Raw genomic sequence first — 24,497 nt, 5'->3', positions numbered from 1 at the left:
CTGTTTCATGGCCGCCGCCCCGCGACGATGCCCGCGACCAGCAGCAGCTGGGCCGCGGCATAGGTCCACCAGATGCCCAGTTCGAAGCGATCGAACGGCGACAGGAAGCGCGCGATGCCGACCAGCGCATCGGACACGACGAAGCACAGCGCGCCGAGCGCCGCCAGCGGCGTCGGCAGCCGCGCCAGCAGCGCCGCGCAGGCCATCGCGGTCAGCGCAACGACATAGGCGCAAACCTCGACCGTCAGTGCGCCGAGGTTCGGCCAGAAGCGCCCCAGCAGCGTGCCGACCGCACCGATCACCGCGCCGCAGGCGAGCAGCCGATGCGGGCGGTCGTCGCCCACCAGCGGCAACAGCAGCGCGAGATAGGCCAGGTGCGCCAGCAGGAAGAATCCCAGCCCGCCGACGAAGGAGAACGGCAGCCACGGCACCGCCAGCAGCAGATCGCCCAGCGCGGAGAACAGCAGCGCCGCGATCAGCCAGCGGCGCTCGCGCCGTAGCGGATGGAACCACGCCGCGCGCGCCAGCAGCAGCACCATCGCGGTCTTCCACGCCGGCTGCCAGGCGAAGCTGCCCGCCAGCGGCGTGCCGGGCGGCAGCTCCAGCGCGGCGCTGACCAGCAGCGTGCCGTAGATGGTGCCGGCCACGGCGCCGGCCATCCACCATTCGCGCACCCGCGGCGGCATCGTCCAGCCGCGCCGTTCGAGGACATCGCTCACGAACGCGGCCCCACGGTCAGGCGCGCATTGGGCGCCGCGCCGAACACCTCGGGCGCGTACATCGCCTCCACGCGGGTCGGCGGCAGCGCGAACTCGCCGGCGTTGTTCAGCCGTACGGTGTACTCGATGGTCGCCGAGCCCTTCGGCAGATGGGCGTAGTACTCGCGGTAGGCCTGCGGCGTGCGCTCGCTGAATGCCGGCCAGGCGCCGGTGCGGCGCTCGCCGCGCGTGGCGATCTGCGAATCGCGGCCCAGCCCGCTGCCGAGGATGGTGGCGCCCCCGGGCACCGGATCGCTGACCACGACCCAGGTCATGTCGGCCTGCGCGTCGATCTCCAGCTTGACGCGATAGATGTCGCCGCGCGACCAGCGTCCCGGCGTGGCCTGCTCGACCGCGCTGACGCTGCGACGGATGCGGTAGCCGGCGGCGATCGGTTCGGCCAGCGGCACCGCGGCCAGCGCGCGTACCGTCGCCCACGGCCTGCCGGCGCCCTCGTGCTGCAGCTGCAGCGTGGCCGGGGCGGCGGACGGAGCGGGCTGGGGCGGCTGTGGCGGCTGGGGCGGCTGTGACGGCTGCGCGGGCCACGGCAGCATCAGCGCGCCCGTCGCGACGCCATCCTTGCCGGTCGCGGCCGAGCGCCAGTCGAAATTGCGCGCGGCCTCGCCCAGCGTCACGCGCGTGGCGCCGCCGACCGGCTCGCGCTCGAAAACCTGCGCGAACCGGCGCACCGCCAGCACGCCCCAGGCATTGGCATTGGTGGTGTTCCACGCGCCGGCGTTCTGCCGGCCCAGCAGGCCGCTGGCCAGCCGCGGCGCATCCTCGCGCCACTCGGGCAGTTCCAGCGCCAGCGTCAGCAGCCGCGCGGCGTTGATGTCGCCGCCCGCCATCAGCCACCACCAGTGGTCGTCGCGCTCGGTCGAGAACGCCAGCCGCGTGCCCTGCAGGTCCAGCCGCGCGCGCAGCAGGCGCTGCGCCTCGGCCAGCCGGGCGTCGCGCTGGGGCACATCGGGCAGGCGCTGCAGCAGCGCCGTCCAGTCCAGCAGCGCCGACGTCGGCCACTGCTGCGGCGCGATCTGGATTGAGCCGAGCATGCGGGCCTGCGCCTTGCCGCCGCGCGACAGCGCCTCGAGCGCGGCCAGCTTGCGGATCTCCAGGTCCGCGGTCGGCGCCCAAGGGCGGCGCTGCAGCCGGCCCTCGACGAAGGCGGCCAGCGCCTGCTCCATCCGCTCGCGCGCCTGCGCCGGCAGTTGCAGCGGTAGCCCGGCGCGATGCGCCTCGTCGGCCAGCGCCAGCAGATAGGCGGTCAGCACCTCGCTGCCGCCGTCCCGCACCGCGTCGCCCTGCATCGGGAAATAGGCGACCAGCCCGTCGTCGTCCTGATAGGCCGGCAGCTGCGCCATCAGCGCCTGCCAGCCGGCGGCGTCGCCCAGGCCCACGGCCTTCGACGCACGCTGTTCCAGGCAGGTAGTACGGATAGCGCGCGAACCAGTCGCGCACGCCGGGCAGGCCGCCGGCCAGCGACGATTGCAGGCCGATCTGCAGGCCGCCGCGCGGTGCCCCCCGAGGGATCGCGCAGCGCGGCCGCGGGCGCGCGGACCGGCGCCGACAGGCCCGGCGCCAGCTGGGCCAGCGTGCCCTGCTGCACGGTCAGCGGTACCGCCGCGGCCAGCCGCTGGCCGATGCGGATGCGGTCGGAGGCGGGACCGTCGCCGCCCGTGCCGCCCGTGGCCCCCGTGCCGCCGCCCTTGCCCTCGCCTTTGCTTTGTTCGGTCGCCACGATTTCCCACTGCATCTCGCTCTCGGTGGCGGTGGCCTGGCCGCTGCCCTGCGCGATCAGCGGCGCGACCACGTCCCAGCCAATCTCGCGCGCCTGTCCGGCCGGAATCGATACCGTCTGCGTGGGCAGCGCTGCGGTACCCGGGTTGGCTGCCGCATCGGTGGCCGGGGCGCCCGAGGCGGCAGTAGAAGCAGCCGCGGAGGCAGCACCGGAGGCGACACCGGCAGCAGCGCCGGCATTGGCGCCGCCCCTACCGCCCGCACCGGCCGCCACGCTGCGCGCGCTGACCTGCACCGTCATCGCGCGCGCCGTGGTATTGCGCAGCGTAAACATCGCGCGGTAACGATCGCCCTCGCGCACCAGCGGCGGCAAACCCGAGATCAGCTGCAGATCCTGCGTCGCCGCCACGGTGGCGCTGCCGGTGCCGAAGCGCGAAACGCCGAGATCGGCGATCGCGACGATGCGAAAGCGCGTCAGCGAATCGTTCAGCGGCACCGTCAGCGCGGCCTTGCCGGCCGCGTCGAGCTGCACGCGCGGGTTCCACAGCAGCAGCGTGTCGAACAGTTCGCGGGTCGGATTCTTGCCGCCGCCACCACCGGTGGGCACCGCTTTGCGGCCATAGTGACGCCGCCCGACGATCTCCATCTGCGCGGTTGCCGTTTCCACCCCGTAGCTGCGCCGCTGCAGCATCGCCTCGAGCAAGTTCCAGCTGGTATTGGGCATCAGTTCCAGCAGCGCCTCGTCGACCGCGGCCAGCGCGACCTCGCCGTTGGCGGCCGGCTTGCCGTCCGGCAGCGTGACCTGCACCGTCACCTTGGCCTGTCCTCGCACCGGGTAGCTGGCGCGGTCGGTGGCGACCTTGACGTCGAGCCGGTGCGCCTCGTTGCCGACCCGGATCTCGGCCAGCCCGAGCCGGAACGCCGGCTTGGACAGATCGACCAGCGGGGTCGGCGCGACGTACTCGCGCCCCTCGCTGCGGAAGGCGCGCCACCATTCGCGCGGCTCGCGCCATCCCCAGGTGAAAAAGGAATACCAGGGCACCTCGTGCAAGGCGTCCGCGCAGCGCCAGCACCGACACGTAGACGTTCGGCCCCCATTCGGGCTTGACCTTGACGCTGACGGTCGGGTCCTTGCCGGCCAGCGTCACCACGCTGGTCTCGAGGATGCCCTCGCGTTCGACGGCCACCAGCGCGGTGGCCTGGCGGAACGGCATCCGTACCTGGAAGCGCGCGGTATCGCCGGGCGCATAGGACGGCCGCTCGGGCAGCACGTCGATGCGGTCGTGGTTCTCGCCGCCGAACCACAGCTCGCCCTGGCCGGTGACCCACACGCTGGTGGCCGCTTCGGAGACGCGGCCCGCATCGTCGCGGGCACGGGCGATCAGTTCGACTTCGCCGGCCTGCTCCAGCGTCACCGCGCACTGCATGCGGCCGCGCGCATCGGTCTTCGCCTCGCAGACCTTGCCCAGGTCGCGCACCTCGGTGCGGTTGTCGTAGCGATAGAAACCGCCGACCACGCGCTTGCGCGCCGAGGTCGTGATGCGGGCGCGCGCATGCACCTCCATCGGCACGCCGGCGCGCGGCTTGCCGTCGATATCGAAGGCGATGCCCTGCACCGTGGCCTGGCGCTTGACCGCGACCCAGTCGTCGGCGCGAATGCCGGCGACCACCGCCGCGGGCCACAGCGGCAGCGTCTGCCGCAGCGTCTGGATCTCGCCGTTGGGATCGGCGAAGGCCGCCTCGACCAGCAGATCGCGCGGCGCGGTCACGGCCGGCAACGTGTCGAGCGTCAGGCGGCCGCCGCCGTTGGCGTCCAGCGTCAGCGCGCGCTTGTCGGCGATCAGCGTCTGGCCATCCTGCGCCGGCGACCGGCCGGTGTCCGCGTCTTCTACCTCGTCGGACTCCTCGCGCTGCTCGTCCGGCGCGCGCGGCGTATCGAAGCTGTAGCCGGGGGCATCGGCAAAGCGCGGCATACGGTCGCGCAGCAGCGCGGACACCCGCACCGGCAAACCCGCCGCCGCGCCGCCGGAGACGTAGTGCACCTCGACATCGAGCGGCAGCGACTTCGGCGCGACCAGCGCCTGGGCACCGCCGGCGGCCGCGGCGCGCACCGTGCCGGCCAGCACCGGCAGGCGGAAGGCCTCGACTCGGAAGGCGCCGCTGTCGTAGCTGCGCTGGCGCGCGTCGGCCAGCTCCACCGTATAGCGGCCCAGCTTGGCGGCGGGCGGCAACGCGAAGCGGCTCTCGGCGCTGCGCCCGCCCGAGGCGGTGGTGCGCCATTGCAGCGGCTGCTCGTAGGTCTGCCCGCTGCCCTCGTGGCGGATCACCAGCTTGTCGGGCCACTGTCCGGACTCGCCGGCGCCGCCCGGGGGCAGCGCGAAGCCGTTCGCGGTCTCGACGCGCAGGTAGTGCTTCATCGAGACGGTCTCGCCCGACGACAGCAGCGTGCGGTCGAACACCGTATGCGCGCGCACGGTCGGCGTGGCGCTGGTATCGGTCGGCACATGGAAGCGCCAGCTCTCGATGCCGCGGTTCCAGTCGGACATCACGAAGGCCATGTCGGCCTGGCCGCGCGCCTGCGGATGCGCGGCGACGATGCGCGCCGAGACGAAGTAGCCCGACAGGCCGGTGTCCTCGCAATAGCGGCTGGACCCGCTGGCGCCATCGCCACCATCGGCGCCATCGCCGAGCCGGCCGAAGCGCGCGACGCCGGCATCGTCGGTGCGCGCGGTGGCGATCAGCTTGCCGCTGCAGTCGCGCACCGCGACGCTGGCCTCGCGCACCGGCTTGCCGCCGTCGAGCGTGGTGACCCACGCCATCGCGTTGTCGCGCCCGGCCTTGAAATGCACGCCCAGATTGGTGACCAGCGCCGCGGTGCGGACATACATCGGCGCCGGCTTGCCCAGCAGCGCCGCACCCAGGTTCGGCGAGGCGATCTCGACCACGTGAAAGCCCGGCTCCGGCAGCGGAATGCCGACCACCTCGAACGGCCGGCTGGCGCCCTCGCCCACCGAGGCCGGCACGGCCAGCTTGCGCACGCCGGGCACCCCGGCCAGCAGCGACACGGCGCGCGTTTCCACCTGCGGCGCGTTGCGCGGAATGCGGGCCGCCGACGGCGGCTTGCCGGCCAGGATCGCGTCGAGTTCGGCGCGGGTCCAGCTGGTCTCGTGCATGCGCCGCACCAGCGCCAGCCAGCGCAGCACCGCGGCATCGTCGTCGACCCGGACCCGGCTGACCATGCCCGCCTCGGCGCGCACGCCGAGCACTTTCAGTTCACGCTCTACATGGCGCAGCGTGACCGGCAGCAGCGGCGGATAGTCGGCCGGCTTGTCCGCCTGGCGCTTCGGTACCTCGCCGAAGCGCTCGATCACGCCGAACGGCGCCGCGGCGAACTTGGCCAGCGGCGGCATCGGCGCGGTGGCTACGCGCAACGGAAACAGGTCGGCATTGTTCAGCGGCCGGCCGCTTTCGTCCTTCAGGCCGGACGGCAACTCGAGTGTCAGATTGGCGTTCTCGGCGAACGGCGGCTCGAAGCGCAGCGAGGTGACCGTGGCATCGGCCGCCAGGTTCGCCTCCAGCTTCGGCGCCACCGGTCCCGACGGCGTGCGCAGCACCACCGATTCGGCCGCGCGGCGCGCGATCGGCGCCGAGAATTCGAGCGTGATCGGCCGCAGCGGCGTGCAGGGCGCCTGCGCGTTCTCGCGCTCGCAGCTGAAGCTGGCGGTAAACGGCTCGCGCACACGGTATTCGAAGCGGCGCCCTTCCTTGCTCGCCAGGCCCGACGGCGTGGCGATGCCCGGCGTCAGCAGCAGTTCCATCTTGGCCCCGGCCGGCAGCCGCTGCTGGCAGGCCAGCAGATGCACGCTGTCGGCGCCGCGCGGCTTCCAGCCCAGCGCCTTGAGCACCGCCTCGCGGTCCGCGCCGGTGACCAGCCGCACCGGAATCATTTCGCCGACGCCCTGTGCCTGGCACCAGGCATGCTGGCGCACCGACTCGGGCGTGGCCGGACCGTTGAAGCGCAGCGCGAAGACCTGGTCCTCCTCGATCTCGCCGCCGGAGGGGCGGCTGGACACCACGATCGGACCGCCGGTCTCGAAGCGGTATTCGGACTTGCCGCGATAGTCCTGGCCGGCCTGGCTCTTCAGCCCGGCGCGCAGCCGGACCGTGCACGACACGCCGGGCGGCAGGTCGCGGACGAAGTCGAACACCCAGTTGCGGTCGTCGACCCAACGGCCTTCGCCGCTGACGTCCGCCGGCGTGGCGCCGGTACATTGCACGGCAGCCGGCGCGGTCGCGCGCAGGTCGCCCAGCGGCACCATCGACTGGTCGAAGCGCAGCGTGACCTGGCGGACCTTGGAAACCTGGCCTTCCGGCGAAATACGGGTCAGTTGGGTCGCCAGTGCGGCCTGGGTGCCGAGCGCCAGCGCACATGCGGCCAGGGCAGGCGCGAACAGGCGCCGGCGATCCGGCCTGCGGGCACCGGGCCTCGCCAGGCTTGCCGGGACGGCCGAGGCCATGGCTGCCGCCATCTGTGCCGCCAAGTCCGACGCTGCGTCCGCCGCTCCCTGCATGTCCCCTTCCCCCGCCAACGCCCGTGGCCCGGTCTCGCATCTGATCCCTCTCCGCATGATCGCCCCCGCCTGGTGCATCAGCGGGCACCTGGCGAGAGTGACATGCGAGGCGCCGGCGCGCAAGCCAACCGACGGGTCAGCGCCGCAGGGTGGCGCCACGGCGTCAAGGCCGGATGGTCGGCGCCGTGGAGTCAGCGCCGCAGGGTCAGCGTCCTCAGTGGCGGCGCCTCCGTGTCACCGCAGATGCGACAGCGGCAGCGCCCCTTCCCGCTTCAGCGCGGTCAGCACGATATTGGACCGCACGCTCTCGACGCCGGGGACCCGCATCAGCTTGCGCATGGTGAAATCGGCCAGCGCCGGCAGATCGGTGACGACGATGCGCAGCAGGTAGTCCGCCTCGCCGGCGACCGAGTAGCACTCCTGCACCTCCTCGAGCAGCAGGATCTCCTCGCGGAAGCGCTCGATCGCGGTGTCGCCATGGTGGGCCAGCTTGACGCTGGTAAAGACCAGCACGCCCAGGCCCAGCGCGGGCGGCGACAGCACCACCCGGTAGCCGGCGATCACGCCCTCGGCCTCGAGCCGGGCGATGCGCCGGCCGACCTGGCTGGGCGACAGATGGACCTGCTCGGCCAGTTGCTGGTGCGTGCTGCGGCCGTCCGCCTGCAGCGCGGCCAGCAGGGCCAGATCGAAGTTGTCGAGGCTCAGCATACAAAGATCCTGCATCGGTTTTGCGTTTTATGCAGATTACCCGCATCGGAACGGCAATCCAAGCCGTTTTTGCGGGCTCTTTGCAGCGCCATCTCGGTAGACTTTGCAGAAATCCCGCATGCACGATGGACCGCGTGCGGCAAACCTGCAAATGCCAGCCCCGGGCGCGCCGGTCCACCGTAGTGGACACGACAGCGGACACCACAGCGGCCGCCCCAGCCGCCACAACCGCCACGGCCCAAGGCATGGCCCGCACCGAATCGCCGGAGACAAACCAGATGGAAGCGATCCTCGACCCAACCCAGGACCAGAACGCCGCGTCGGCGCCCGCCTTTGCCGGCACGCTGACCGACAAGCTGAAGGAACAGTTCGAAGCCGGCCTACTGTCGGACCCGGACCTGAACCCCGACTTCACCATCGCCCAGCCGCTGCACCGCTACACCGACGCCGACCACGCCGTCTGGCGCCAGCTGTACGCGCGCCAGGCCTCGATGCTGCGCGGCCGGGTCTGCGACGAGTTCCTGCGCGGCCTCGACACGCTGGGCATGGACGCCGACCGCGTGCCCGACTTCGCCCGCCTGAACGACAAGCTGATGGCCGCCACCGGTTGGCAGGTGGTCGCGGTGCCGGGCCTGGTGCCCGACGAGGTCTTCTTCGAGCATCTGGCCAACCGGCGCTTTCCGGCCAGCTGGTGGATGCGCAAGCCCGAGCAGCTGGACTATCTGCAGGAGCCGGACTGCTTCCACGACGTGTTCGGCCACGTGCCGCTGCTGATCAACCCGGTCTTCGCCGACTACATGCAGGCCTACGGCCAGGGCGGCCTGAAGGCGGCCGGCATGGGCGCGCTCGACATGCTGGCGCGGCTGTACTGGTACACCGTCGAATTCGGCCTGATCCGCACGCCCGAGGGCCTGCGCATCTACGGCGCCGGCATCGTGTCGAGCCAGGGCGAGTCGATCTACAGCCTCGACTCGGCCAGCCCGAACCGGATCGGCTTCGATGTCCGCCGCATCATGCGCACCCGCTACCGGATCGACACCTTCCAGAAGACCTATTTCGTCATCGACAGCTTCGAACAGCTGTTCGACGCGACCCGCCCGGACTTCACGCCGCTGTACGCCGAGCTGCGCCAGCAGCCGACGCTGGGCGCGGGCGACGTGGCCGAGGGCGACCAGGTGCTGCAGGTGGGCAACCGCGAGGGTTGGAGCGACAGCGACGATATCTGAGGCCCGCAATCCGCGCCCTTTCCACGACGCGGCTTGTGCGCCCGATTTCGCGCCCGACTTCGCGCCTATTCCGCGCCGGTTCAGCGCCCACTCCCGCCCCTTTGCGGGGCTTTATGAAAGAATGCCGGCATGCCCGACCGCGACGGTCGGGCGGGCCGGCTCTGCCATTTTCCGATTCCGACTTTCCGGGCCTTGCCATCATGACGTCTCCGACCCTTTCCCCCTTGTCCGAACAGGAACGCGCGCCGCTGCTGGCGTCGCTGCCCGGCTGGACCGCGGTCGCCGATCGCGACGCGATCCACAAGCGCTTCACCTTCGCCGACTTCAACGCCGCCTTCGCCTTCATGACGCGCGTGGCGATGCAGGCCGAGAAGGCCGACCACCATCCCGAATGGTTCAACGTCTACAACCGCGTCGACATCACGCTGTCGACCCACGACGCCAACGGCCTGACCCAGCGCGATATCGACCTGGCGCGCTTCATCGAGCAGGCCGCGGCGACGCTGGCCAAGCGCTGAGCGCTGAGCGGCGGGCGCGCTGGTAAAGGCGTGTTGCCAGACATCGGGCGCCGACCACGGGGACCCGCCGCGTAGCCCGATCGCAGGGCCGACCGGGGGGCGCACCGCCGGGCCCAGCGTGACCAACCGCGGTCCCCCACCGCAAGCCAATCGAAAGGAAGGCCCGCGCCGTGCGCGGTACAATCGGCGGCCAGGCGGGGCGCCCGGCACCCGAAGCGCGACGCTAGCCGCGCTACCTGCGGCGCTCCCCCCTGAGCCTTCCTGCCGAACCCAGCCGAACCTTTCGCCCATGCGCATCCTGTTGATCGAAGACGACCGCCAGATCGCCAGCGGCGTCGAAGCCGGCCTGTTCCAGGCGGGCCACCAGGTGCGCGTCGTCCATGACGGGGTCTATGCCACCGAGCATCTGCTCAAGGAGCAGCACGACCTGGTGATCCTCGACCTGGGCCTGCCCGGCATCGACGGCATGACCCTGCTGTCGCGCTACCGCGCCCGCAACCGCACCACCCCGGTGCTGATCCTGACCGCGCGCGACGAACTCGAGGACAAGCTGTCCGGCCTGAACGCCGGCGCCGACGACTATCTGGTCAAACCCTTCGCCTTTCCCGAACTGGAGGCGCGCGTGCGCGTGCTGCTGCGCCGCAGCCAGCACGGCGAGGCGGCGCCCGACCGCGACGTGCGGCTGGGCCGGCTGCGGCTGTCGGGCAGCGACCGGCGCATGTTCCTCGACGGCAAGCCGCTGGAACTGTCGCCGCGCGAGTTCGCGGTGCTCGAACTGCTGCTGCAGCGGCAGGGACGCGTGGTCAGCAAGGCCCAGCTGCAGGACCACCTGGCAACCTTCGCCCATCCGGCCGGCGATGGCGGCGACACCGTCGGCGATACCGCGATCGAGGTCTATGTCCATCGCGTGCGCAAGAAGCTCGAGGACAGCGACGTCGAGATCGTGACGGTGCGCGGCTTCGGCTACCTGCTGCAAAGCCGCGGCCAGGCCTAGCGCGAGGCGCGGCGTGCGGCGGCTCCAGGCGCCTCTGCGGAGCGCGCGCGGCGAAGGTCCATCAGGCGGCCAGGGCGGTACCGGGGGGGACCAACGGCAACGGGGGGGCCGGCGGTTCTGGCGGGGCTGGCGGTTCCCGTTCAAACGGCGGCGGCGCCCAGCAGGTGCGCCTGGCCTCGACCCAGAGCCTGCGCGTCCATCTGCTGCGGGCGCTGGCCACGCCGCTGTTCGCGCTGGTGCTCGCCAGCGGCTCGCTGTCCTACTGGCTCGCGGCCCACTACACCACGCAGGTATTCGACCGCGCCCTGTACGGCGTCGCCAACAATATCGCGCAGCAGATCCGCATCGCCGGTCCCCGGCTCGAACACGATATCCCCGCGATCGCGCAGACCCTGGTCGAGGCCGAGGGCAGCGACCGCATCTACTGGCGCATCCACGGGCCCGACGGGCTGATCGGCGGCATGGATACCTGGCTCGGCTACGGCACCGGCCAGACCACGCTGCACGACGCGCGGCTGTTCTACGCCTGGTTCAGCGGGCGGCAGGTACGGGCGGTTCGGCTGCCGGTGCATCTCGATCCCGTGCAGACGACGCCGGCCGATGGCGACATCGACGCCACCGCGGACATGGCGGGCGGCGTGGCGGACAACGTCACCGGCAGTGTGACGGGCAGCGTGCCGAACGACGCCGCGGCTTCGGCCAGCGCGCCGCAGGCCGCCGGCGCCCCGTCGCGCGGCCCCATCGTCGTCGAGGTGGCCGAGCTGCTGGACCGGCGCGAGACGGCCGCCAACGAAATCCTGCTGTCGGTGTCGGTGCCGCTGATCCTGCTGCTGCTGGTCGGCAGCCTGATCCTGTCGCACGTGCTGAAGGAAGAGCTGGTGCCGCTGCAGATCCTGACCGACAAGCTGAACCGGCAGACCGCGCGCTCGCTCGCCTCGCTGGACGAGACCCAGGTGCCGGCCGAGGTCGAGCCGCTGATCCGCGCGCTGAACGCGCTGCTGGCGCGGCTGCGCGACGCCCTCGACGCCCAGCGCAAGTTCATCGCCGATGCCGCCCACCAGCTGCGCACGCCGCTGACCGCGGTCAAGCTGCATGCCGACCGCGCGGTGGAGGCGGAGAACCCCGAGGTCACGCGCCACGCGCTGCGCGAGCTGCAATCGGCGGCGGACCGCGCGGTGCGGCTGTCGAACCAGCTGCTGTCGCTGGCGCGCGCCGAGCCGGGCCTGTCGCTCGAGCGCCTCGGTCCGATCGAGCATTTCGACCTGGCCACGCTGGCGTTCGAAACCGGCGCCGAATGGGTGCCGCAGGCGCTGGCGCGCCATATCGACCTGGGCTTCGAGACGCTGCCGGGGCCGACCTTCACCGGCGCCGCGCCGTCGATGGTGCGCGGCAACCGGCTGCTGTTGCGCGAGGCACTGAACAATCTGATCGACAACGCGGTCAAGTACGTGCCCGCCGGCGGCCGCATCACCGTGCGCGCCGGCGGCGAGGCGATCGGCCATCGCGGCATGGCGGTGGTGATGATCGAGGACAACGGGCCCGGCATTGCACCGGCGCGGCGCGAGGAGGTGTTCAAGCGCTTCTTCCGCGGGGGACCATGTGCCCGGACGCAGCCCCGAAGCCACCCCGGGCGGCGCCGGGCTGGGTCTGGCGATCGTGCACGAGATCATCAGCCTGCACCACGGCAGCATCAGCATCGAGGACGTACCCGAGGTGGAATCACGGCGCGAATCACGGCGGGAATCACAAGGCGAATCGCAAGGCGAATCGCAGCGCGCCGATGGCCAGGCGCGCGCGACCATGCGCTTCGTGATCCGGATTCCGTGCGAGGCGCCGGGCGCGGGCTAGCTCTGGCCCCGGAGCACGCCTCGGCGGCAAGGCGTCAGCGCTTGCCCTTGGGCGCCAGCATGGTGCCGCGGCAGTTCGGACTGCCGCAGCGGCACTCGAACTCCTTCTTCAGCTTCTTCGTATAGCGGGCGTCGATCACCAGCCCGTAGTCGTAGAACAGCTCCTCGCCCGCCGCGATATCGCGCAGCGCGTGGATGAACACCCGGCCCTTTTTCTCGCGCGCCTCGCAGTTCGGTTCGCAGGCATGGTTGATCCAGCGCGAGCGGTTGCCGCCGAACTTGGCGTCGAGCACGTCGCCGCCCTCGAGGCTGAAATAGAAGGTGTGGTTGGGGTCGTTCGGATCGTGCGGATGGCGCTCCAGCGCGGTCTCCCACGAGATCCGCTCGCCCTTGTATTCGATGATCCGTTCGCCCGCGGCGATCGGCGCGATCGCATAGACGCCCTTGCCGTGCACGCCGGACTGGCGGACCTCGATGCGGTCCTTGGCGGTCTTCGGCTTCTTCTGTTTTTCCGCCTTTTCGGCTTTTTCGACCTTTTCCAACTTTTGCGCCTTCGCGGCCTTGCCCGCCTTGTCGCTCTTGTCCCCCCTTGCTGTCCTGCTTGCGCTTCGACTGTTCGGCCATATCCGTCCTGTTTACCGTCTGTTTTACCGTCGTCTGGTCTGTCTTCTGGTCGTGTGCCCGATGCCGGCGCCTGCCGTCCGGGCGATGCGGGATGATACCCGCGCCGCGTGACGGTGCGTGGCGCGGCGTATACCTGAGGCCCGTGGCTCCCGCCCGATGCCTGCCTGGCAAGGCCGGGCGATCGGTTAACGCAAGACCGTGCAAGAAGCGGTCCATCGGACGCACGCCGTCCGCCGACGTATACCGCTCGGCAGCGGTCGCGATGTGGGCCCGTTGTGTGGGGCCGTTGTGTGGGGCCGTTGTGTGGGGCCGTTCTGTGGACAACTCGCCCTTCTTCTGTGGATAAGCACGCGGGTTTGATGTGGGCCGCCTGGGGCTGGCATGGGGATGCCTCGGGCATAAGTCCTAGCCTTGTCGGAGGGTCCTCCGCCAAACGGCTGAGTCATCCACCTGCCCCGGGATTTCGTCCCGATGGTTCTGCATTCGGTAAAACCGTTGATTCGACTGGCGTATACCGACTTGTCCACAGAAGGGGGGCGGGTTTACCTACTACTACTATCCGTATACATCAAAAGAACTATCTAAACCAAAGGGACTACGTCCCCCCTATCGGCTGCGAAGCGAAACGGGGAAAACGAGGTAAACCGCGCTGGCTGCGTTTACCCCCCATCGGGCCTTCCTCGGCGCGGACTCGCCGGATGCGGTTTACCGTCGACGCGTATACCTCCGGGCAAGTCCATCGCCCCAATCGCGGTATACGCCTGAACCTTGGAAGCCGATCAGCGACAAAACCGGCGTACTCCGGCCGGACTGGACGCGGCCCGAACGCGACCAGAATGTGTCGGAGCCCCTCAGAGGCCCCCCAGAGGCCGGTTAACGTCCTGGACGGCACATGGCACCTCCCTGGCAGGCCGAGGCCGCCACGGGGCGTACTCCGGCCCGTACGCGGCTCCGTACTCCGGCTGCGCAGGTGACCGCGTACTCCGGTGGCGTATACCGCCCGTAAACCGTCCCGATCCCCCCCCTCCAACCCCGGCAGGCCTTGTCCAGCCAAGGGTTGCTGTAACAATGTCGCGCGGGGACCGGCCGGCGTGACACGGTATGATGTGGCCCGCAGCGCCTTTTCCGGGGCCACGTCCGGCACACCGGGCGGGCGGAAGGCAATGTGTTTTTTCAACTCGATACGGAGTGAAGCATGACGAAAACCGAACTGATCGACGCGATCGCCGCGGGTGTGGATGGTCTGACCAAGGCCAAGGCCGAGCAGGCACTGAACGTGACCCTGAACGCCATCATGGACGCCGTCGCCAAGGGCGACACCCTGAGCCTGATCGGCTTTGGCACGTTCAGCCAGGGCGAGCGTGGCGAGCGCATGGCCCGCAACCCGCGTACCGGCGAAGAGATCAAGGTCGAAGCCGCCAAGACGGTCAAGTTCAAGGCCGGCCAGAAGTTCAAGGACGCCGTCAATCAGTAAGCTGTCGGGCGGTACCGACCAGCCCGGTTCTGCATGGTCCCGCCGTGCCGCCGCCTGTCGCCGCAAGGCGAGCGTGGGGCACTGGGCGGGAAATGTTATCCACAACGTAGCCGCAAGGCTTTTCCCCGTTTGTCCACCGGCATCGGCCCCCGGGCCGTGCGGCGCCCGACGCGGTGCCGCGAAGCCTCGCGCGGCGTGCCGGTTCCGCGTTCTTTCCAGCATTTTTCCCGCGTTTTTTCCGCGCTTTTTCCGTACTTCACGGGCCTTGCAGCGCCATTGCGCGCCAATCCTTCGTCGTAGCCCGCCGTCTTCAGGTCATGCCGATGCGCGCCTTGCCACCCGGATTTCCACAGCGTTATTCACATCGTTTCTCACATGATTTTCCACAGCGCCCCGCGGGCTTTACCGGGACGTGCGTTGACCGTGCTGCGTACCCGTTTTTCCGTGCTTGCCGGCACGGTTGCCGCCTGCCTGCTGACCGGGTGCGCGACGCCCCCTTCCCAGCCGCCCTCGCCGCCGCCGACCGCGCGGCCGCAGGCAATGCCGTTGCCGCAGGCCCAGGTACAGGCGCCGGCACCGATGCCGGGCGCCACGCCGCGCCAGCGCATCGTGCAGATTGCGCTGCAGGAATGGCAGCGCTGGGGCGGCCAGACCATCCGCATCGGGCGCGACGACACCGCCTGCGTGGTCAGCAGCCCGCTGCCACCGCCGCCGCCGGCGCTGCCCGATGGCATCGAAGAGATCCTGCAGAACGGCTCGCTGCACGCGTCGTCGGCCGATACCGACGAGAGCTTCGGCACCACCGCCGCGCCCGGCTGCGCCGGTTTTCCGGACGGCACCGGCATGGAGGCGACCCCGCAGGGCTGCGCGCTGGCGCAGCGCTATTGGGCGATCGTCGGCAAGGAGGTCGATTGCCAGCAGATCACCGAGGGACGATGGGCCTGGTCCGCGGTGTTCATTTCGTGGGTGCTGCGCCAGGCCGGGCTGAACGAGCGCCAGTTCCTGACCGGGCAATCGCATTCGATGTATGTGGTGGACGCGCGCGACGGCATCCTGCCGGCGCCGGCCTTCCGCCTCGAGCCGCTGCCGGCCATGCCGCGCCCGGGCGATATCCTCTGCGCCGGCCGCGGCCGCGACAAATACCTGGCCGGCGTCGACGAGATCGGCTTCGGCACCACGCCGATGCACTGCGATATCGTGGTCGAGGTCGATGCGACCGCCCGCGTGGTCAAGACGATCGGCGGCAATCTGCAGCAGTCGGTGTCGATGGAGCTGGTCGAGCTGGGCGATTCGGGGCTGGTGGACGGCTTCACCAATTCGCACGCGCCCTGGCTGGTGCTGATGCGCAATCAGCTGCCGTAAGCGAAGACGGAGGCGGCGGGCGTCAGTTGCCAGGCATCAGGCGCGTTCGTCCCGGTCGTGGTCGCTGTCTCCGTCTCTGTCTCCGTCTCTGTCCCGGCCGACGTTCTCACTCGGGTCCCCGTTCCCGCCCTCACCTTCGTAGTTGTCGTCGATCTCCGCATCGACATCGGCCAGATCGCGGAACAGGTCCAGCTGCGCGGTGTCAGGATCGCTGGTCGCCACGCCGACGCCCAGCAGCCGTACCGGCAACCGCCGCCGCGCATGGCCCTCGGCCAGCAACCGCGCGTAGACGGCGCGGTCCGGCATCTGCCCGCGGCATTCGACCGTGGTCTGGCGAAAATCCGAGAAGCGCAGCTTGACCGTGAGCTTGTGGATCACGTGCTGGGCGCCGGCCCGCGCGATGCGGGCCTCCAGCTGCGCGATCAGCGGGTCGAGCTCGGCCAGGCACGCCGGCAGGTCGGGGAGGTCGTCGGCATAGGTCTCCTCGACGCTGATCGACTTGCGCTCGCGCTCGGGCGACACGCGCCGCTCGTCGATGCCGCGGCACAGGTTGTAGAGCCGGCCGCCGAAACTGCCGAAGTGCCGATGAAACAGGTCCGGCGTCCAGGCCCGCAGATCCGCGCACGTTTTCACGCCGAGGCGGTTGAGCTTGGCCGCGGTGACCCGCCCGACGCCGTGGATGCGCTCGACCGGCAAGGCGGCGACGAAGGCGTCGACCGCTTCGGGCCGCACCACGAACAGGCCATCGGGCTTGTTCCAGTCGCTGGCGATCTTGGCGATGAACTTGCTCGGGCCGACGCCGGCTGAGACCGTGACGCCGACCTCCTCGCGCACGCGCCGGCGGATCTCTTCGGCGATGCGCGTCGCGCTGCCCTGGTGCTGGCGGCACGCGCTGACGTCCAGATAGGCCTCGTCCAGCGACAGCGGCTCGACCAGCTCGGTGTATTCGCGATAGATGCCGAAGATCCGGCGCGACGCTTCCTTGTACTTGTCCATCGCCGGCCGCAGGATCAGCAGCTCGGGACAGCGCTTGACCGCCTGCGCCGACGACATCGCCGACCGCACGCCGTACGCGCGTGCCTCGTAGTTGCAGGTCGCGATCACGCCGCGCCGGTCCGGCGAGCCACCGACCGCCATCGGCCGGCCGCGCAGCGACGGGTCGTCGCGCATCTCGACCGAGGCATAGAAGGCGTCGCAGTCGCAGTGGATGATCTTGCGCAGCGGCGGGACCGGCGTGCTGGTCATGGGCGTTCGATTATTCGTGGCAATAATCAAACGCGACCGGGCAGGCGCCAGCCACATCCGTCACATCGATGACAACGCACCGATCCGTTCGAAGTGCCGGCATGGCGATCCTCACGGCCAACCGCTCGATAGGCAAAATCATGATGCCGATGAATGATCAGGCTTCGTCGACAATTCGGTTCATCGATACCGTCGATGGATCACTCTACCGCCACCGCGGGGGGTGGACGGCGCCGCGACATCCAGAAACCCTCCAGCGCATAGAGCGCCAGCGATACCCAGATCATCGCGTAGCCCAGCTGCTTGTCGGCCGGGAACGGCTCGTGATACAGCCAGACGCCCAGCAGCAGCTGCAGCGTCGGGCCGGTGTACTGCAGCAGGCCCAGCAGCGACAGCGGGATGCGCCGCGCGGCCGCGGCGAAGAACAGCAGCGGCACCGCGGTGACCGGCCCCGCCATCGCGACGAGCAGCTGCACGCCCAGGCTCGCATGGGCAAAGCCCGCCTGGCCGGTGGCGAACATCCACGCCAGCGCGCCGGCGGCGAAGGGAAACAGCAGCAGCGTCTCCAGCGACAGCCCTTCGAGCGCACCCAGTGCCGCGGTCTTGCGCAGCAGCCCATAGCCGCCGAAGGTGCCGGCCAGCGCCAGCGCGATCCACGGCAGTTGCCCGGCGGCGAAGGTCAGCCACACCACGCCGGCGGCCGCCAGCGCGATGGAAACCCATTGCGCCGGCCGCAGCCGCTCGCGCAGGAACACCACGCCGAGCAGCACGCTGAACAGCGGATTGATGAAGTAGCCCAGGCTCGCATCGACCACGCGGTCGTTGGACACCGCCCAGATATAGAGGAACCAGTTGCCGCACAGCAGCGTGGCGCTGGCGACGAAGCCGAGCAGCAGGCGGCGATCGGACCAGACCGCGCGCAGCCAGCCCCATTGCCGGCGGATCGCCAGGATGGCGCCAAGCAGCACGAGCGACCACACCATCCGGTGCAGCAGGATCTCGAGGGGCGCGATGCCGTGGAGGGACTTGATGTACAGGGGCAGCAGCCCCCAGATGATGTACGCCAGCAGGGCGTAGAGTATGCCGGTCTGCATCGGAGAATCCTCTCAGAAGCAGGGGATTCTACCGGTGCGGACCGAGCCTTGCAGGCGGCGTGAAGCCGCCCGCAAGGAAGACAGTGGAACGCGGATTACAGCTTGCGGGCGAAGCTGAACTGCGCGAAGCCCTGCTCGGCGACGTTGAACCACGCGGCCTGGTTGTTGCGGAACACACGCCAGTCGTCGTAGATCTTCTTGAACGACGGGTTCTTGCCGTTTTCCTCGGCGTAGGCGTCCTGGGTCGCCTTGAAGCACGCCTCCATGATCTCGCGCGAGAACGGGCGCAGCTTGACGCCGTTCTCCAGCAGGCGCGCCAGCGCTTGCGGGTTGACGGTGTCGTACTTGGCCATCATGCTGGTGTGCGCTTCGAAGGTCGCGGTCTCCAGCGCGCGCTTGTACAGCGCCGGCAGCTTCTCGAATTCGCTGGCCGAGGCGTAGAACGACAGCTGCGCGCTGCCTTCCCACCAGCCCGGGTAGTAGTAGAACGGCGCGACCTTGAAGAAGCCCAGCTTCTCGTCGTCATACGGGCCGACCCATTCGGCGGCGTCGATGGTGCCCTTCTCCAGCGCCGGATAGATGTCGCCACCGGCGATCTGCTGCGGCACCACGCCCAGGCGCGACAGCACCACGCCGGCGAAACCGGCGACGCGGTACTTCAGGCCCTGCAGGTCGGCGACGGTGCGGATCTCCTTGCGGAACCAGCCGCCCATCTGCGCGTTGGTGTTGCCGCCCAGGAAGTTGACGACGTTGTATTCCTTGAAGAACTCGCGCATCAGCTTCATGCCGTTGCCCTGCACCATCCACGCGGTCTGCTGGCGCGCGGTCAGGCCGAACGGGATGGTGGTGTCGAAGCACAGCGTCGGGTTCTTGCCGAAGTAGTAGTAGCCGGCGGTGTGGCCGATCTGCACGGTGTTGTTCTGCACGGCGTCGAGCACCTGCAGGCCCGGCACGATTTCACCGGCGGCGAACACCTTGATGTTGAACTTGCCGTCGGTCAGTTCCTTGACCCGGTTGGACAGCGTCTCGGCGCCGCCGTAGATGGTGTCGAGCGATTTCGGAAAGCTCGACGCCAGGCGCCATTCGACGGCCGGATTGCTGCCGACCACGGCAGGCGCGGCGGGCGTTCCGGGCGCGCTGGCCGGGGCCGGGGCGGCGGCCTGCTCTTGCTTGCCGCAGGCGGCCAGGGCACCGGTGGCGGCCACGGCCGACGCTTTCAACAGAAAGGAACGACGTTCCATCGACTACTCTCCTCGTTTTCGAATTTTGATCCGGCCGAAGGCGAGAGATGCGTCGACTCCAGCGCTGGCCGGGGACGCGCGGCAAGCCGTGGTACGACAGCGCGCAACAACGGGCCTGTTATCGGCGCACCCGCCGACGTGGCAGCTTGCGCCGATAACAGGCCCGGATTCACCCCTTGGTTGCCCGCTCATACCCGTTCCAGCAGGCTGATCGATTATAGCGGTGCCCAATTCGCCACGGGGCCGCGCCAGTGTCCGGGTTTTCGCTAGGAAAGTGCGGTATGGCGCGCCCTGGCGGGCCGCGATTCGCGGCCGATTCGTCGCCGCTCCACCACCGATCCGCCGTGTTTGCCTCGGTGGCCGACCGTACGCTTTGGTTACCTACAGTGCACGGCCGATGGATTTTGTAACCTCTCTTGCTGTCCAATCAGGCCGGCTGATAAAACCGTCGGTCCGGCACGGCCGAAGCCCGTAGCCTGCCGTTGTACGTTGCCGCTGCACCTTGCGGCTGCACCTCGCCGTTGTACCTTGCCGTTGCACTTTCGCCGCTGTCCTGTTGTCACCGCATGCCGTTGTCCCCGTCGTCCTCCTCTCGCCGCCCTTCGCTGAACCGGTCCGTCCGCCGTTCGTCAGTCCGTTCGCCCGTACTGCCGCGTCCGCGCTGGCTGTATCTGGCCGGCCTGGCTGCGTGGGGGCATCGCCGCCTGCGCGCAGACGCCACCGGCGCCCGAGCCGATCGCGCCGCCGGTGTTCGCGCCGGCCGCCCCGGTGCCCGCGGTGGCGCAGCTGTCGAGCTGGCCGTCGCATCAGCAACGACCGAACCGGGCGGCACCTGCCGCGGAGGCGGCAGCACCCCCCAGCGCCGCAGCCGGCCGCTGACACCGACCCACTTGCGGGCCTGCTTCAGCGGGACGCGCAGGGCACCGCCCCGGCCAATGCCGCCACCGAAGCCGCCACCGAAGCCCTGAGCCTGCCTCCCGCCGACACCCCCCGAACAGACCGCGCTGGCCGAGCTCGACCCCGGCCTGATGGGACCGCCGGAGCCGCTGCCGCCCGCGCCGCCGCCGGTGGTGCTGTTCCCCAACCGGCTGGGCGAGTTCATGCCCGAGGCCATGGCTTCGGCCGGCGGCGATGCGGCGCCGAGCGATGCGCCGCCGGTGTTCGCCTCCAACCTGCCGAGCGCCGAGCCGGCCGAGGAGACCGTCTGGAGCCTGTCGTACAGCGGACGCGCGGCCTACGAGGACAACACCCATGCGATGCGGGCCTGTCCGGGCGGCAGCCTGTCGACCGGCATCGGCCATGGCGTGGCCTGCCAGAGCAGCGGCGAGGTCAAGCTGCGCGAGCAGCTGTACACGCTCGACGGCGGCGGTGCGATCGAGGTCGTGGCGCAGGCGCGTGGCACCAACACCACCACCATCGACGGGCGCCCCGCTCCGGTCGACCCGTATCAGCTGATCCCGCAGTTCTATACCGCGGTCAAGGGCATCGCCGCGCTCGACGGCGCCACCATGTGGGCCGGCCGGCGCGATACCTCGCCGTTCCTGATGTCGTCGGGCCTGCTGCCGCCGACCTCCAGCGCGCTGCGTTTCGGCGTCGACGATGCCAAGCTCGCCGGCGTCGGCCTGAGCTACCAGTACACCGCCCGCAACGACACCAATGGGCAGCATCTGCCCAGCTATCACTCGGTGCGCACCTCACCGATCGGCGTGAACGACAAGGGCACGCTGCAGCTGGGCTTCACGCGCGTCGAGGCCGACGCGCTGGCCGACGCCGCCGGCAATGCCTGGTGGGCGTCGGCGATGCACGAGCAGAAGGCGTTCTGGCCGGCACCAACCGCTTCGGCCTGCAATACGGCACCGGCAGCCGCACCGCGATGACGGGCTACTCTGGGATGGGCGACACGCTGTCGCGTGTGCGGGTCGCCGAATCGATGGAATGGAAGGGCCGCTCGGGCCTGATCGGCTCGGTCGAATCGAGCCTGCAATACGACCGCTCGGCACTGGGCACGCTGCAATGGATGACCACGCGCGTGCGCCCGGCCTATGCGCCCACCGAGCGCTTCCGCCTGAGCTTCGAGGTCGCGCACGATCAGATCTCGTCCGGCTTTGGCGTCAGCGGGCAGCGCACCGCCCTGACGGTGGCGCCGACGCTGACGCTGGGCAAGGCCGCCGGCAACGCCAATCTGCGCGCCTTCTACACCTACAGCCGCGCCAGCGACGTCGACGGCATCAGCTTCGCGGCGCCGGCCGACGCCTGGGCCTCGCAGGCCACGGGCTCGATCTTCGGAATCCAGCTCAATCGGCGCTGGTAGGGGCGGCGCTGCTGGCGGGGCTGTCGATGCGGCCGTCGACGGCGGCGCTGACGGGGCGGCGGACGGGACCGCGGACCGGACTGATCTCCGCGCGATCAGTGGCACTCGCAGCGGCACTAGCGGCGGCATTAGCGGCGGCACTAGCGGCGGCGCAACCGGCCCCGGTTCGGGTCGCACTGCCGCGCGGTGCGGGCCGCAGCAGCCAGTGGAACACCAGCGTCGCCGCCAGCGCGCCGGCGCATTGCGCCAGCACGAAGCCCGGCACGTCGATCGCGCGGATGCCGGTAAACGTCGCCGTCAGCGCGCACGCCAGCGTCAGCGCCGGATTGGCGAACGAGGTCGAGGCGGTGAACCAGTAGCCCGCGGCGATATAGCCGGCCACCGCGAACGGCAGCAGCGCGGGCCGGGCGCGCGCGGTGCCCATCGCCACGCCGATCAGGCCGAAGGTCGCCAGGAATTCGCTCCACCACAGCGGCGCGCCGGTGCGCGCCTGGTCCGACCAGGCCAGCGGCGGCTCGGCGAACATCAGGTGCACCGCGATCACGCCGGCGACTGCGCCCACCAATTGCACGGCGACATAGCGCAGCGCCTCGCGCGCCGGCAGCATGCCGCGCAGCCAGGCCGACAGCGTGACCGCCGGATTCAGATGGCCCCCCCGACATGCCGCCGAAGGCCAGCAGCAGCGCGGCCAGGCCCGCGCCGCTGGCCAGCGAATTGACCAGCAGCGCCAGCGCGACATTGCCCGCCGCGAGCCGCTCGGCGCGCAGCCCGGAGCCGATCACCACCGCGATCAGCAGCGCCGTGCCGAGGGCCTCGGCAACCAGTCTGCGCGCCAGCGGGATTGCGAACTCAGCCGGTGCATCGACCCGTGCATCCACCGGTGCATCAACTGGTGCATCAACTGGTGCATCAACCGATGCATTACCGGGTGCATCGACCCGTGCATCGACGGAGGCGGCATCTGCCGCGGACATGGCGTGAGGACGGCGGGTGGACATCGAACGCGGAGCGAAGGTGGATACGGATCCGTGCGCGGCATGGTGCCCGCCGGCGCGGAGCGCGCAGTGTTCCGTCCGCCCTGCCCGCCGTCAATGCGCGCCGGCGCAGTTGTGTCCTGACCCGCGGTATCGAATGCGCGGCGCACCGCCTGCGATGCGCGGTGCGCCGCGTGTGCGGCCTGCGTGCGCGCTAGCCGAAGCGCACGCAATAGACCGGCGGCAGATGCGCCGACACGCAGGACCACCGTTCGCCGCCGTTCTCCGAGACCCACAGGCCGCCGGTGGTCGAGCCCATCGCCAGCCGTTCGCCGCTGTCGTCGACTGCCAGGCCGTGCCGATAGATCAGGTCGTAGGCCGGCGGCGTCGGCAGGCCCTCGTCGAAGACCTCGAAGCTGCGGCCGCCGTCGCGGGTGCGGGACACCACCAGCCTGCCGTCGACGGGCACGCGGCATTCGTCCTTGGTCGCCGGCGCGAACCACGCGGTCTCGGGATTGCGCGGATGCACCGCGACGGCAAAGCCGAACTTCGACGGCCGGCTCTCGATGCGCCGCCAGCTGGCGCCGCCGTCCTCGGAACGGAAAACGCCATCGTGATGCTGCACCCACAGCGCATCGGGCCGGGCCGGACATTGCACCATGTAGTGCGGGTCCTGGATGTTGGGATCCTCGCTGCGTTCGGGCGGCATATAGCCCGCCTTCATGCCGCGCGTGGTGGCCTCCCAGCTGTCGCCGCCGTTGCGGGTCTGCCAGACGCCGCCGCAGGAGATCGCAACCGACACATGGCGGCTGTCGCGTGGATCAACGCAGATCGAATGGATGCCGGGATAGTCGTAGCCGCCGCCGAACCATTCGGCGCGCTCGGGCCGGTCCCACAGCGGCCGGTTCAGCGTCCAGCTGGCGCCGCCATCGCCGGAGCGGAACAGGCCGCCCGGGATGGTGCCGGCCCACAGCACGCCGGGCTCGTCGGCGCCGCCCGCCTCGAGCACCCACAGCTGCTGCAGCGACCAGGGCGCGGGCTTGGGCGCGTCCGGGTCGGTGGGGGCGTTTGCGGCGGCCGCGGCCTGCTCTTCCGGCTGCGGCGGATAGACCGGCACCGCGCAGGCGGTCCACTCGTTCTGGCCGCGCGCGCGGCGCCACAGCTTGACGCCGAAGTGGCCCAGATTCAATGCGGCATAGACGGTGCCGTCGCGCGGGTCGGACAAGACCATGTTGACCGGCTCGCCGAGAAAATGCGCCTGGGTTTGCTGCCACCGTCCATCGGGCTGGCGTTCGATTTCGAACAAGCCCTTGCGCGTGGCCACGAGAATTCGGTCGTTCATCGTTCAGGTCTCCTGGTATCGGCCGCCGGTCGCGTGGCCGTCGGCGCGTTGGCCGTCGAAGCGCGAAGCCTCGAGGCGTGAAGTGTCGTTGCGAGAAGCGTCGTTGCCGGTCGTTGCGTGAAGCGTCGGTGCGTGAAGTGGTGATGCGTGAAGCGTCGATGCGCGTCCAGGCCCTTGTACTCGCGCTGGGGTGCTATCCGCCGGACAGCGCCTGCACCACGTAGACCTTGCTGTCCTCGCGCAGCGCATCGCTGAGCCGTCGCCGGTCGCGGATCATGGTGCCGTCGATGAAGACGGTCACATGGCGGCGCAACTGGTTCTGGTCGTCGAGGATGTAGCCGCGCAACTCCGGCTGCTCGGCGAACACCGCGTCGAGCGCGGCGCGCACCGAGGGGGGCGGACAGATGACGGTCCGGCGTGGGGACATGGCGCTGGATCGCCGGCGCGAACGTGATATGGGCCATGGTGCAG

Annotated in this window: 14 protein-coding genes and 4 pseudogenes; 7 read left to right on the top strand and 11 right to left on the bottom strand. The window is 70.2% G+C overall.

Annotated features, from left to right (window positions below):
- Positions 1-5: 5 nt before the first annotated feature.
- The 3 genes and pseudogenes from OJJOAM_RS09465 to OJJOAM_RS09455 all read right to left on the bottom strand — a co-directional run bounded on the left by OJJOAM_RS09465 (position 6) and on the right by OJJOAM_RS09455 (position 7,774).
- Entirely contained in the window at positions 6-686 is a 681-nt protein-coding gene (locus tag OJJOAM_RS09465) for a lysoplasmalogenase (protein ID WP_422649552.1), read from the bottom strand.
- 29 nt (positions 687-715) lie between these two features.
- A pseudogene (locus OJJOAM_RS09460) lies at positions 716-7,012 on the bottom strand (alpha-2-macroglobulin family protein).
- Between the two features lie 288 nt (positions 7,013-7,300).
- Positions 7,301-7,774, bottom strand: a complete 474-nt coding sequence (locus OJJOAM_RS09455) for an Lrp/AsnC family transcriptional regulator (RefSeq protein ID WP_149317455.1) — start codon at positions 7,772-7,774, stop codon at positions 7,301-7,303.
- 278 nt (positions 7,775-8,052) lie between these two features.
- Between OJJOAM_RS09455 and phhA the strand changes: the two genes are divergently transcribed.
- The 4 genes from phhA to OJJOAM_RS09435 all read left to right on the top strand — a co-directional run bounded on the left by phhA (position 8,053) and on the right by OJJOAM_RS09435 (position 12,485).
- Positions 8,053-9,000 (top strand): phenylalanine 4-monooxygenase, encoded by a 948-nt coding sequence (gene phhA, locus OJJOAM_RS09450; protein ID WP_422649551.1) that lies wholly within the window; start codon positions 8,053-8,055, stop codon positions 8,998-9,000.
- 200 nt (positions 9,001-9,200) lie between these two features.
- Positions 9,201-9,518, top strand: coding sequence for a 4a-hydroxytetrahydrobiopterin dehydratase (locus OJJOAM_RS09445; RefSeq protein ID WP_422647809.1), 318 nt, complete (start codon positions 9,201-9,203; stop codon positions 9,516-9,518).
- 289 nt (positions 9,519-9,807) lie between these two features.
- Positions 9,808-10,512 (top strand): response regulator transcription factor, encoded by a 705-nt coding sequence (locus OJJOAM_RS09440; protein WP_023263551.1) that lies wholly within the window; start codon positions 9,808-9,810, stop codon positions 10,510-10,512.
- 164 nt (positions 10,513-10,676) lie between these two features.
- A complete protein-coding gene (locus OJJOAM_RS09435) occupies positions 10,677-12,485 on the top strand; it encodes a sensor histidine kinase (protein ID WP_422647808.1) in 1,809 nt (602 codons plus the stop codon).
- Here the strand turns inward: OJJOAM_RS09435 and OJJOAM_RS09430 are convergent.
- Positions 12,395-12,901 (bottom strand): SET domain-containing protein, encoded by a 507-nt coding sequence (locus OJJOAM_RS09430; protein WP_422647807.1) that lies wholly within the window; start codon positions 12,899-12,901, stop codon positions 12,395-12,397. The genes OJJOAM_RS09435 and OJJOAM_RS09430 overlap by 91 nt on opposite strands.
- 1,277 nt (positions 12,902-14,178) lie before the next feature.
- On the opposite strand from OJJOAM_RS09430, the gene OJJOAM_RS09425 reads away from it, so the two are divergent.
- The gene (locus OJJOAM_RS09425; protein ID WP_006579334.1) at positions 14,179-14,457 is read left to right on the top strand and encodes an HU family DNA-binding protein; all 279 of its coding nucleotides are present in this window, start codon (positions 14,179-14,181) and stop codon (positions 14,455-14,457) included.
- A gap of 371 nt (positions 14,458-14,828) precedes the next feature.
- Here OJJOAM_RS09425 and OJJOAM_RS09420 read toward each other — a convergent pair whose 3' ends face one another.
- Positions 14,829-15,065 carry a hypothetical protein gene (locus tag OJJOAM_RS09420; protein ID WP_422647806.1) on the bottom strand — a complete coding sequence of 79 codons (237 nt, stop codon included), beginning with the start codon at positions 15,063-15,065 and terminating at the stop codon, positions 14,829-14,831.
- Between OJJOAM_RS09420 and OJJOAM_RS09415 the strand changes: the two genes are divergently transcribed.
- Complete coding sequence (locus tag OJJOAM_RS09415) at positions 15,037-15,819, top strand: DUF2272 domain-containing protein (protein WP_422647805.1); 783 nt, start codon at positions 15,037-15,039, stop codon at positions 15,817-15,819. The genes OJJOAM_RS09420 and OJJOAM_RS09415 overlap by 29 nt on opposite strands.
- Positions 15,820-15,855: 36 nt before the next feature.
- On the opposite strand, the gene dinB is transcribed toward OJJOAM_RS09415, so the two are convergent.
- The 3 genes from dinB to OJJOAM_RS09400 all read right to left on the bottom strand — a co-directional run bounded on the left by dinB (position 15,856) and on the right by OJJOAM_RS09400 (position 19,399).
- Positions 15,856-17,064, bottom strand: a complete 1,209-nt coding sequence (gene dinB / locus OJJOAM_RS09410; RefSeq protein WP_422647804.1) for a DNA polymerase IV — start codon at positions 17,062-17,064, stop codon at positions 15,856-15,858.
- 200 nt (positions 17,065-17,264) lie between these two features.
- The gene (gene rarD / locus OJJOAM_RS09405) at positions 17,265-18,158 is read right to left on the bottom strand and encodes an EamA family transporter RarD (RefSeq protein ID WP_422647803.1); all 894 of its coding nucleotides are present in this window, start codon (positions 18,156-18,158) and stop codon (positions 17,265-17,267) included.
- A 95-nt stretch (positions 18,159-18,253) separates the two neighbouring features.
- Complete coding sequence (locus OJJOAM_RS09400) at positions 18,254-19,399, bottom strand: TRAP transporter substrate-binding protein (protein WP_422647802.1); 1,146 nt, start codon at positions 19,397-19,399, stop codon at positions 18,254-18,256.
- A 1,028-nt stretch (positions 19,400-20,427) separates the two neighbouring features.
- On the opposite strand from OJJOAM_RS09400, the pseudogene OJJOAM_RS09395 reads away from it, so the two are divergent.
- A pseudogene (locus OJJOAM_RS09395) lies at positions 20,428-21,710 on the top strand (carbohydrate porin).
- Positions 21,711-21,807: 97 nt separating this feature from the next.
- On the opposite strand, the pseudogene OJJOAM_RS09390 reads toward OJJOAM_RS09395, so the two are convergent.
- The 3 genes and pseudogenes from OJJOAM_RS09390 to OJJOAM_RS09380 form a co-directional block, all read right to left on the bottom strand.
- Positions 21,808-22,684, bottom strand: a pseudogene (locus OJJOAM_RS09390) (aquaporin); the annotation flags it as partial.
- Positions 22,685-22,898: 214 nt separating this feature from the next.
- The gene (locus tag OJJOAM_RS09385; protein WP_422647801.1) at positions 22,899-24,026 is read right to left on the bottom strand and encodes a WD40/YVTN/BNR-like repeat-containing protein; all 1,128 of its coding nucleotides are present in this window, start codon (positions 24,024-24,026) and stop codon (positions 22,899-22,901) included.
- A gap of 193 nt (positions 24,027-24,219) precedes the next feature.
- A pseudogene (locus OJJOAM_RS09380) lies at positions 24,220-24,490 on the bottom strand (MoaD/ThiS family protein).
- Between the last annotated feature and the right edge of the window lie 7 nt (positions 24,491-24,497).

Source organism: Cupriavidus sp. H18C1 (assembly GCF_049311595.1).
GTDB lineage: Bacteria > Pseudomonadota > Gammaproteobacteria > Burkholderiales > Burkholderiaceae > Cupriavidus > Cupriavidus cauae.
This window is presented reverse-complemented; position numbering and strand designations above follow the sequence as displayed.

Coding starts and splice junctions, on each gene's coding strand:
- rarD (WP_422647803.1), bottom strand. CDS start 18,158: ATGCAGACCGGCATACTCTACGCCCTGCTGGCGTACATCATCTGGGGG.
- dinB (WP_422647804.1), bottom strand. CDS start 17,064: ATGACCAGCACGCCGGTCCCGCCGCTGCGCAAGATCATCCACTGCGAC.
- OJJOAM_RS09445 (WP_422647809.1), top strand. CDS start 9,201: ATGACGTCTCCGACCCTTTCCCCCTTGTCCGAACAGGAACGCGCGCCG.
- OJJOAM_RS09425 (WP_006579334.1), top strand. CDS start 14,179: ATGACGAAAACCGAACTGATCGACGCGATCGCCGCGGGTGTGGATGGT.
- phhA (WP_422649551.1), top strand. CDS start 8,053: ATGGAAGCGATCCTCGACCCAACCCAGGACCAGAACGCCGCGTCGGCG.
- OJJOAM_RS09440 (WP_023263551.1), top strand. CDS start 9,808: ATGCGCATCCTGTTGATCGAAGACGACCGCCAGATCGCCAGCGGCGTC.
- OJJOAM_RS09455 (WP_149317455.1), bottom strand. CDS start 7,774: ATGCTGAGCCTCGACAACTTCGATCTGGCCCTGCTGGCCGCGCTGCAG.
- OJJOAM_RS09385 (WP_422647801.1), bottom strand. CDS start 24,026: ATGAACGACCGAATTCTCGTGGCCACGCGCAAGGGCTTGTTCGAAATC.
- OJJOAM_RS09465 (WP_422649552.1), bottom strand. CDS start 686: ATGCCGCCGCGGGTGCGCGAATGGTGGATGGCCGGCGCCGTGGCCGGC.
- OJJOAM_RS09400 (WP_422647802.1), bottom strand. CDS start 19,399: ATGGAACGTCGTTCCTTTCTGTTGAAAGCGTCGGCCGTGGCCGCCACC.
- OJJOAM_RS09415 (WP_422647805.1), top strand. CDS start 15,037: ATGCCGGGCGCCACGCCGCGCCAGCGCATCGTGCAGATTGCGCTGCAG.
- OJJOAM_RS09420 (WP_422647806.1), bottom strand. CDS start 15,065: ATGCGCTGGCGCGGCGTGGCGCCCGGCATCGGTGCCGGCGCCTGTACC.